Raw genomic sequence first — 7,304 nt, 5'->3', positions numbered from 1 at the left:
CTGCTTCTTCGCCATCTCCGCCGCCTCTCCGCGTCCCGCCAATCTCACATCATCGGCCGTTCGCTTTTAAAGGGGGTAGGTCACTGCGGCCGTGGTACGTCAAGGAAAAGCACCGAACGCTGCCAGGCGCCGATCGCATAGGTGGTCTAGGGGATAAGGCAGGGACTTGGTGTCATGAGTAAGTCCCTTCATCAGCATGGAAGGCAACAGCCAGCATGCCTCGTCGCAGTCAACGGCATGCAGCATCCTTGACGATAGCCGTTGATACTGCGCGACATGCGGCGCAAGTGCACCATGCAGGCAAAGCAGGATATGCAGAGTATTGATAATGATAGGAGCAGAGACAAACGGCTCGGATGGCTGCGTACTCTCCTCTACGGGTATGGCGTACCTACAGGGCGGCATGGTCGCCAGGGTTCTTCACTCCGAAGACACGGATCTCTTCGCCGCTGCGTCGCGAATGCCCGCCGCGTACCAGAATTGCCGGAGCTGGACATCTAGTATCCGGGCCACCACCACCGGCCCATACGCCGAATGATCCGCCTGTTCCGCTATACAGTCTCGCCTTCGTTGAGCGGCCACCTGCAGGGTCGCTATCGCCACTGTGATACTGCCAGAGCACGTGTCACATGCGACTACCCTGATCATCATGGCCCTAATGAATGCTGCCAGTTCACCGGATTTGGATAGCGTTCTGCACCATCGTTGACGCAGTTCTAAGCCATTATGAATACCTCAGCGGCCATCATGGCCCAGGAGCCAAGAAATCTCGGCACGCCACCTGAACCAGGCAGCGATACACAGATTCGGTCTTGCCGGGGCTTTTGTGGACTAGCCAGGCACCGTCGATCCAAGGCAATGGCGCTCTGGCTGAATGGAGGAGCTCATGAAGACAGGCGCCATAATCAGCAGCTTCGTGGCAGGAGTGCTGTTAATCGTCACCTCGCCCGCGCTGGCACAGCGGGGTAGCGAAGCCACAGCCGTAGAGGCCGACGTTCCAGGCCGCAACGTCGGCGATCTGGCCGAACTCTGCGATGCAGGGCTACAGGATCCGCAGCGTTCCGATGCTCAGGCCTATTGCAACGGCTTCATTGTGGGTGTGGGCCAGTTCCATGCCTCAATCACTGCCGCCGGTGGTGCGCAGAGGCCGATCTTCTGCATACCGCACCCACAGCCAACGCTGAACGGCGTGGCCGCGGCCTACGTCACCTGGGCACGGGGCAATCCGCAGTATGCGGGTGAGCGCGCAGTCGATGGCCTCATGCGCTTCGCTGCGGAAACCTACCCTTGCCTGTCCCCATCCACAACAAGACGTCGCTGATGTTTGGGAGATGATTCAGATGCTACGCCTTTCCATCGTGTCGGCTTCTTTCTTGGGCGCGATCACCCTGGGTGGCTGCGCTGACCTGAGTGCAACTCAACAACGGACCTTGACCGGCTCTGCGGGTGGCGCTGCCGGAGGCGCGTTGATCGGTGCTATGGCCGGCAATGCGGGCGTGGGCGCGCTGATCGGGGCGGGTGCCGGTGCTGCCGGCGGATATCTCTACGACCGCACGAAGCAGAACGAGCAACGTGCCTATCAAAGTGGGTTCCAGGAAGGACAGCGCCGCTGATCGGCCTGAGCCCGCGCCGTCTGCCTCATCAGGACGACGGAGGAGTCCTAAAGGACCGTTTTCCCGCAGCAACCAACTTGTTATCCTTTCAGACAGCATAGAGTTAAGCAAGCAGGTATATCTTACAGAGCAAGCCGACGGGGCGGGCGAATTATACGGGAGCACTTGGCGCGAGTAAGCACGCCTTCTGCTCCAGTATTGTAAGATAGGATGCTTCCGCCGAAGCCGTACGGCATTCACGGCTGCGCCGCTGATGCGCGGCATACAGAGGTTTTCCTTGCCGATCGCATCCGAAGTGGCAGGCGAGCAGTCTCGGAACGGCCAATCCTATGCTTGGCGGAACGTCTTACACAATCCAGATAGCGTTCTATCCAGGCCGCAGGCCTTGACCGCCTGCGAGGCTTAGCCGACGCGTGGTGGTGTATCCACAGTGTCCGCGATCACCTTCCATAGGTAATTCGGCTCCCGGTAATCGCCTGGCTTCTGCCGCTTTGGCAGCTCAATCTGCTGACGCTTCGGCGCCTCATAGGGGATGTGGCGCAGGATGTGGCGAATGATGTTGAGCCGCGCCCGCTTCTTGTCGTCTGAATGCGCCACGTACCATGGGGACCAAGAGGTGTCTGTCGCCTTGAACATTTCATCCCGGGCACGCGAATAGTCATACCAGCGACTGTACGACTTCAGGTCCATAGGTGAAAGCTTCCAGACCTTCCGCCCGTCCTCAATCCGCGCCTTGAGCCGTTGCGTCTGCTCTTCCATGCTAACCTCGAGCCAGTACTTCAGCAGGATGATTCCGGAGTCAATGATGGCCTTCTCAACCGCTGGGATCATCTGCAGGAAGCGCTCCACCTGCTCATCGCTGGCGAAGCCCATCACGCGCTCCACACCCGCCCGATTGTACCAGGAGCGGTCGAAGATCACGACCTCGCCGGCTGCGGGCAGATACGGGATGTAGCGTTGAATGTACATCTGCGATTTCTCGCGCTCGGTCGGTGTTGGCAGGGCAACGACGCGGAACACACGGGGACTGACGCGCTCCGTCAGGGCCTTGATGGTGCCCCCCTTGCCGGCGCCGTCACGGCCCTCGAAAGCGATGCAGACCTTTGCTCCGGTCTGCTGCACCCACATCTGCAGCTTCACTAACTCTGCATGCAAGTCGAACAGCGCCGCCTCATAAGCCTTGCGGGTCATCCGGCCATCCGCCTTGAAGCCCGATGTAGGCTTCCCATCTAGCAGGACGGGCGCGTTGCTGACGCCGTCTTGTCGGACCTTGTTCTGCTTTCTGCCTTTGGCCATCGTTGTTCCCTCGCTTTCTGCGCCGTCTGTCCTCCGGCGGATTCCTCCGGGGAGGAACCAACTATTATCGTCCGGCTGGCATCAGCCAGTCCGAATCCCGGCGACGGCGGCGACCCCCTCCGTCACGCTAGACCTCGCCGCGCGATCAATGAAAGCTCAGCAGAGCATCGTGTATTCTGCCTTCTTCATCACCTCTATCGCCCGGTGCTTTGCCTCGACGTGCTTCTTGTTTCAGGCAAAGTGGTACCAGATGGTCTGAGCACCGAAAGCGGTTTCGATCACGCCCGCCACGCTAGCTCTCTTGAGGTTCTCCCCCCAGGGCCGGCTTCAGTTCGTGCAGGCTGGCCGAACTTGGCACATCTACCGGATTGTCGGTGCGAGAAGGATACGAAATTGCCCATCTGATGTCAGCCATAAGGTGTTCGCCAGCTAGACTACACTGCAGATTTTTCGCGGAGGAAGCATTCCGCTGACGCCGGAAGATGGATGCGGAAGACAGTATGTATTCTGCTAACCAGCAACTGCGTCTGGGACTCTCCGGACAGCCATAGGCTTGGACCAGCGCCTTACCCTCGCAACCGCCATGGTTCTTGTTGCCTTTGCATTGATGAGGGAGCGCTTCCTTGAGATCCTCGCGGAGATGGCAGTCCCTTGCCTCCATTATGTAGAAGATCAGCAGCGGCAGATCGTGGATGTGCGGATCACCCCGGATCGGTAGATGTGCAAAGGCTGAGCGAAGATGGATACTGGGTGCCCAGAGATTTTCGTAGGTTGCCGATGTCCCTCTACCCGCTCTCGACAAAGCAGGCTTGATCCGCACTATGGCCTTACCCTGCTGGTGGCTTGCTACCGGTGCCGGCCTCCTGACTGCTGATATTGGGCATCCCACACGCACCAGCGAAGCCGTCCTTCTGCGGGGCGATGACCGCATCGAGTGTCGCAGCACGATCGATGCCCCCGATCAGGCTGGCCAGTCCATCACGGCGCAGCAGGTCACGCACTCTACCACGTGCGCCGATCAACGCGAACCGAATGCCTTGCGCCTTGAGCGTTGCGTACAGCTTGCGCAGCATCGTGGCTGCAGCAAGGTCTAGATGCGGGGCAGCCGAAAGGTCGCCTACCACGAGCCAAATCGATTTTTCCGGTGCGGCTGCGAGTTGTGCCAGCACTTTTTCGAGCACGTTCTCAACATTCACGTAGAGCAGAGACCCTTCCGGCCGGAAGGCAATCACTCCGGGGATTGGCTCGTTCTCCGGATGCCGCGCGGCATCGCTGTAGTGGGTGGTGCCGGGAATACGGCCGAGGAAGGCGACATGAGGCCGACTTGCGCGGACAAGCATGATCAGCACCGAGGTGAATGCAGCGAGCAGGATGCCCTGCAGGATGCCAAGCAGAAGCACGCCTATCAAGGCGACCACCGCCGCCGCGAAGTCAACGCCACTGATGCGCCAGAGGCGCCGCAGAGCCGGTATGTCGATCAGCCCTGCGACAGCCGTGAGCACCACCGCTGCAAGCGTCGCCTTCGGCAAGTTTGCCAGCGGGCCAGTGAGAAACAGCATCGCCAGCGCGAGGGTGGCGGATGCACAAAGAAGCGTGAGTGGAGTGCGCGATCCTGCCTTTTCGGCCACAGCGGATTGCGAGAGCCCACCGGCGACCGGGTATCCGTGCCCGAGGCCAACCAGGAAGTTCGCAGCGCCGATGCCGAGGAATTCCTGCCGTGGGTTCAGCGTATAGCCATGCTTCTCAGCAAAGCCTCGTGCCGCCGAAACGCTCTCGATATAAGCAAGCAGCAGCACACCGGCAGCTAGGGGGAAAATGTCCTCCACCTCGATCAACCGCAGTGACGGCGGTCCGAACTCAGGCAGTCCGGCCGGGATCTCCCCCGTCACCGCCACGCCCATTTCTGCGAGGCCAAGTAGCCTTGCGGCCATGATCGAAAGCACCACGACGCCGAGCGCCACCGGACGTCCTGGAAGGAAATGTCCACCTGCGGCGAGCAATGCGAGCGCGGCGAGACCAGTGGCGAGGCTCGGCATGCTCAGCCCTGGCAATTGACTGCCAGTGGCCACGAGACGTTCGATGACGTTCGCACCGCCACCCGGTACCCCAAAGAGTGCCGGCAACTGTGTCACGGCGATGGTGATGCCTGCGCCTGCCTTAAAGCCGACAAGGATGCTGTCGCTGATCAGCTTCGCCAGCACGCTGAGGCGGAGTGCCCAGGCGATGAGGCAGAGCACGGTGACCGCGAAAGCCGTAAGGCTTGCGATCGCCACGTAGCGTTCAGGGCTGCCCGCCGCCATGGCGCCCACCGCGGCGGCAATCATAAGGGAGATCGCTGAGGTTGGTCCCACCGCGAGATGACGCGATGAGCCAAGCAGCGCATAGCCGAGCCCGCCCAGCATGTAACCATAGATGCCGACCTGCGGCGGCATCCTGGCGAGGGTCGCGTAAGCCAACGCAACCGGCACGGCATAGGCAGCAAGCGTGATGCCGGCGATAAGATCGCCGCTGAGCCAAGACACCTGGTAAGCACGCAGCCATGTGATCATCTGGGATTTCGCCAGTGAACTGCACCTTGCCATCATGGCCGGCCTTGACCACGCAGACGGCAATTGGCACCTTGTGCATGTCCAGCCCAACAAAACTGATATGCTCTCCACGCCCTATCTTCTGTGCGGAAGCAAGGCGCCGGCCCGCCCGGCGCACCCCTCGTCATTCCTGCATAGCTCGAGGGCGGCCCACCCTGCCTCAGACGGCAACGGGTCTAGAAAGTAACCCTAGCCGCCGGCCATTATAGGATGTCGGCATGTTGATAAGTGATGGGCAGTGCATGGCGGAACCGGAGTCTCGGGGAGGAGAGGGCCGAGCCGAAGGAGCCTATGGCACGCGCGGCCCCTCTTGCGGTTCCGATACGCCACAGAACCTCCGGAGAGGCCGCAGGCAGAACGCCGATGCGCGCTAGGCCATTAGTACGCCATCAATGGCATGGCAGCGGCCATTGCTGGCCGGAATGTTTGCATAAGTAATGGGCTGTCCGCCGATGCTCGGCACGCCAACACCGGTGGTGAGGGTCAGGCTCTTTCCGGCCTTGGTCTTCACCTGGGTGGTTGTGCCTGTACCCTGGCCGATGAAGGCGCTGACCAGCCCGTCATAATCGGTGATGTGGTTGAGGATGATCTGGCGGGCGAATTCCTTGTCGGTGCGGAACCGCTCAAGCTGCATGGGAGAGGTCCGTTCGAGGGCAGTGTTGACCGGAACAAAGAAGCCGAACTCACCTGGTGCCTGAAATGCCTCTTCCATGCCGTGGGTCTTGATGATCTGGGCAAAACCGGACACCGCGGGTGCCGAACTGATCAGATCATAGGCGCTGCGGGCCTGCGCCCTCGCCTCATGCAAGGGCAAGAACAGGATGGCCGGGGTGAACAGCGCCACGCCGCCAGCCAGACCCAACATGCGCCGGCTGATTTGCGGTGCCGAAGCCGATACGAGGTCGCTGGACATACTCGTCTCCTACCCATCGGCCCTGTCCCTGGCGATGCGGATGAGGCCGAGCCGTGAAGCCCCTCCGGCATCTGGGCGCATTCAGGACGAGGCGGGGACGGACGCTGCTTTCAGCGGCCGCCGCCCCTCAACAGCCTGCGGGCCGGTTCAGTGCCAAAGCCCTGCGGACCACGGATATGCCGCAGGGGCCCCGGAGCAGACCGGCTTCGTTATGGCTGACGAAGCAACCCGGCCACGGATACGCCGAGATCGCAGGCGCGGCCATGTCGATGAGTATCAGAATCCCGCAATGCGACTTCAGCCCTGCCCGAGGCGCAGTGCAATAGAGCGGGCATGGGCGCCGCGGCCCTCAGCCCTGGCGAGGGCCACGGCGGCCGGGCCTTTTCCCGCGTCTGCCGCCCTGTGGTGGACGCGGATGTCGTTTTGTCGAGGAAGCCAATGCCAAGCGCCACGCCACGCTGCTGAGCTCGCCACAAGCTCTGAATTTTGCATAAATGCATTGTTCATCATTGCAATCAGGGCCCTTGGTCGCTTCTCCGGCCTTTGAGGCATCACAGTCTGGCCGTTCGCTGATCAGCCGCATGCCGTCAGCCCCAGCAGCTCGAGAGTGGCTCACATCCGCTGCGGCGGCAGCAGCCGGACCGCAGGTGGCCTAAAATCAGGTCCAGATGGACAAACCCAGGGACCCAGATGCCGGAGGCTACTCCGGTGACGTCCATAGTGTTCGCCCGGCGCTTGTCGCAGCTACCGCTCCCGCTCAGATGAGCAGCCCCATATGGTTCGGGAACTATTATCTCGCGTGCCATCCCTCAACTGTTCGCCGGATCACGGCCCTGCTCCGGGCGGAGGGCTGGCACTGCAGCCACAAGAGGGTGGAGCGGATCTGGCGTCGTG

6 protein-coding genes are annotated in these 7,304 nt (G+C 61.3%); 3 read left to right on the top strand and 3 right to left on the bottom strand.

Annotation, left to right across the window (positions count from 1 at the left end; translation table 11 throughout):
- The first annotated feature begins 886 nt into the window (after positions 1-886).
- Complete coding sequence (locus tag F0Q34_RS21265; protein ID WP_149814377.1) at positions 887-1,321, top strand: Rap1a/Tai family immunity protein; 435 nt, start codon at positions 887-889, stop codon at positions 1,319-1,321.
- A 19-nt stretch (positions 1,322-1,340) separates the two neighbouring features.
- Entirely contained in the window at positions 1,341-1,613 is a 273-nt protein-coding gene (locus F0Q34_RS21260) for a YMGG-like glycine zipper-containing protein (RefSeq protein ID WP_149814376.1), read from the top strand.
- Positions 1,614-2,015: 402 nt separating this feature from the next.
- On the opposite strand, the gene ppk2 is transcribed toward F0Q34_RS21260, so the two are convergent.
- The 3 genes from ppk2 to F0Q34_RS21245 form a co-directional block, all read right to left on the bottom strand.
- Entirely contained in the window at positions 2,016-2,909 is an 894-nt protein-coding gene (ppk2, locus tag F0Q34_RS21255) for a polyphosphate kinase 2 (protein WP_149814375.1), read from the bottom strand.
- Positions 2,910-3,736: 827 nt separating this feature from the next.
- On the bottom strand, positions 3,737-5,458 hold the full coding sequence (locus F0Q34_RS21250) for a SulP family inorganic anion transporter (RefSeq protein WP_206668126.1): 1,722 nt from the start codon (positions 5,456-5,458) through the stop codon (positions 3,737-3,739).
- 409 nt (positions 5,459-5,867) lie between these two features.
- Positions 5,868-6,410, bottom strand: coding sequence for a fasciclin domain-containing protein (locus F0Q34_RS21245; RefSeq protein ID WP_149814373.1), 543 nt, complete (start codon positions 6,408-6,410; stop codon positions 5,868-5,870).
- Between the two features lie 668 nt (positions 6,411-7,078).
- Between F0Q34_RS21245 and F0Q34_RS22720 the strand changes: the two genes are divergently transcribed.
- Positions 7,079-7,304, top strand: a 226-nt coding sequence (locus F0Q34_RS22720; protein ID WP_149814372.1) for an IS3 family transposase, incomplete at its 3' end; no start/stop codon positions are given.

The sequence above is a fragment of the Teichococcus oryzae genome, from assembly GCF_008386565.1.
GTDB lineage: Bacteria > Pseudomonadota > Alphaproteobacteria > Acetobacterales > Acetobacteraceae > Pseudoroseomonas > Pseudoroseomonas oryzae.
The sequence above is the reverse complement of the archived record's forward strand: the minus strand, read 5'-3'. Positions and strand labels throughout refer to the sequence as shown.

What these genes read in the sequence shown, in the direction of transcription:
- F0Q34_RS21265 (WP_149814377.1), top strand. Translation starts at nt 887, where the DNA reads ATGAAGACAGGCGCCATAATCAGCAGCTTCGTGGCAGGAGTGCTGTTA.
- F0Q34_RS21260 (WP_149814376.1), top strand. Translation starts at nt 1,341, where the DNA reads ATGCTACGCCTTTCCATCGTGTCGGCTTCTTTCTTGGGCGCGATCACC.
- ppk2 (WP_149814375.1), bottom strand. Translation starts at nt 2,909, where the DNA reads ATGGCCAAAGGCAGAAAGCAGAACAAGGTCCGACAAGACGGCGTCAGC.
- F0Q34_RS21250 (WP_206668126.1), bottom strand. Translation starts at nt 5,458, where the DNA reads ATGATCACATGGCTGCGTGCTTACCAGGTGTCTTGGCTCAGCGGCGAT.
- F0Q34_RS21245 (WP_149814373.1), bottom strand. Translation starts at nt 6,410, where the DNA reads ATGTCCAGCGACCTCGTATCGGCTTCGGCACCGCAAATCAGCCGGCGC.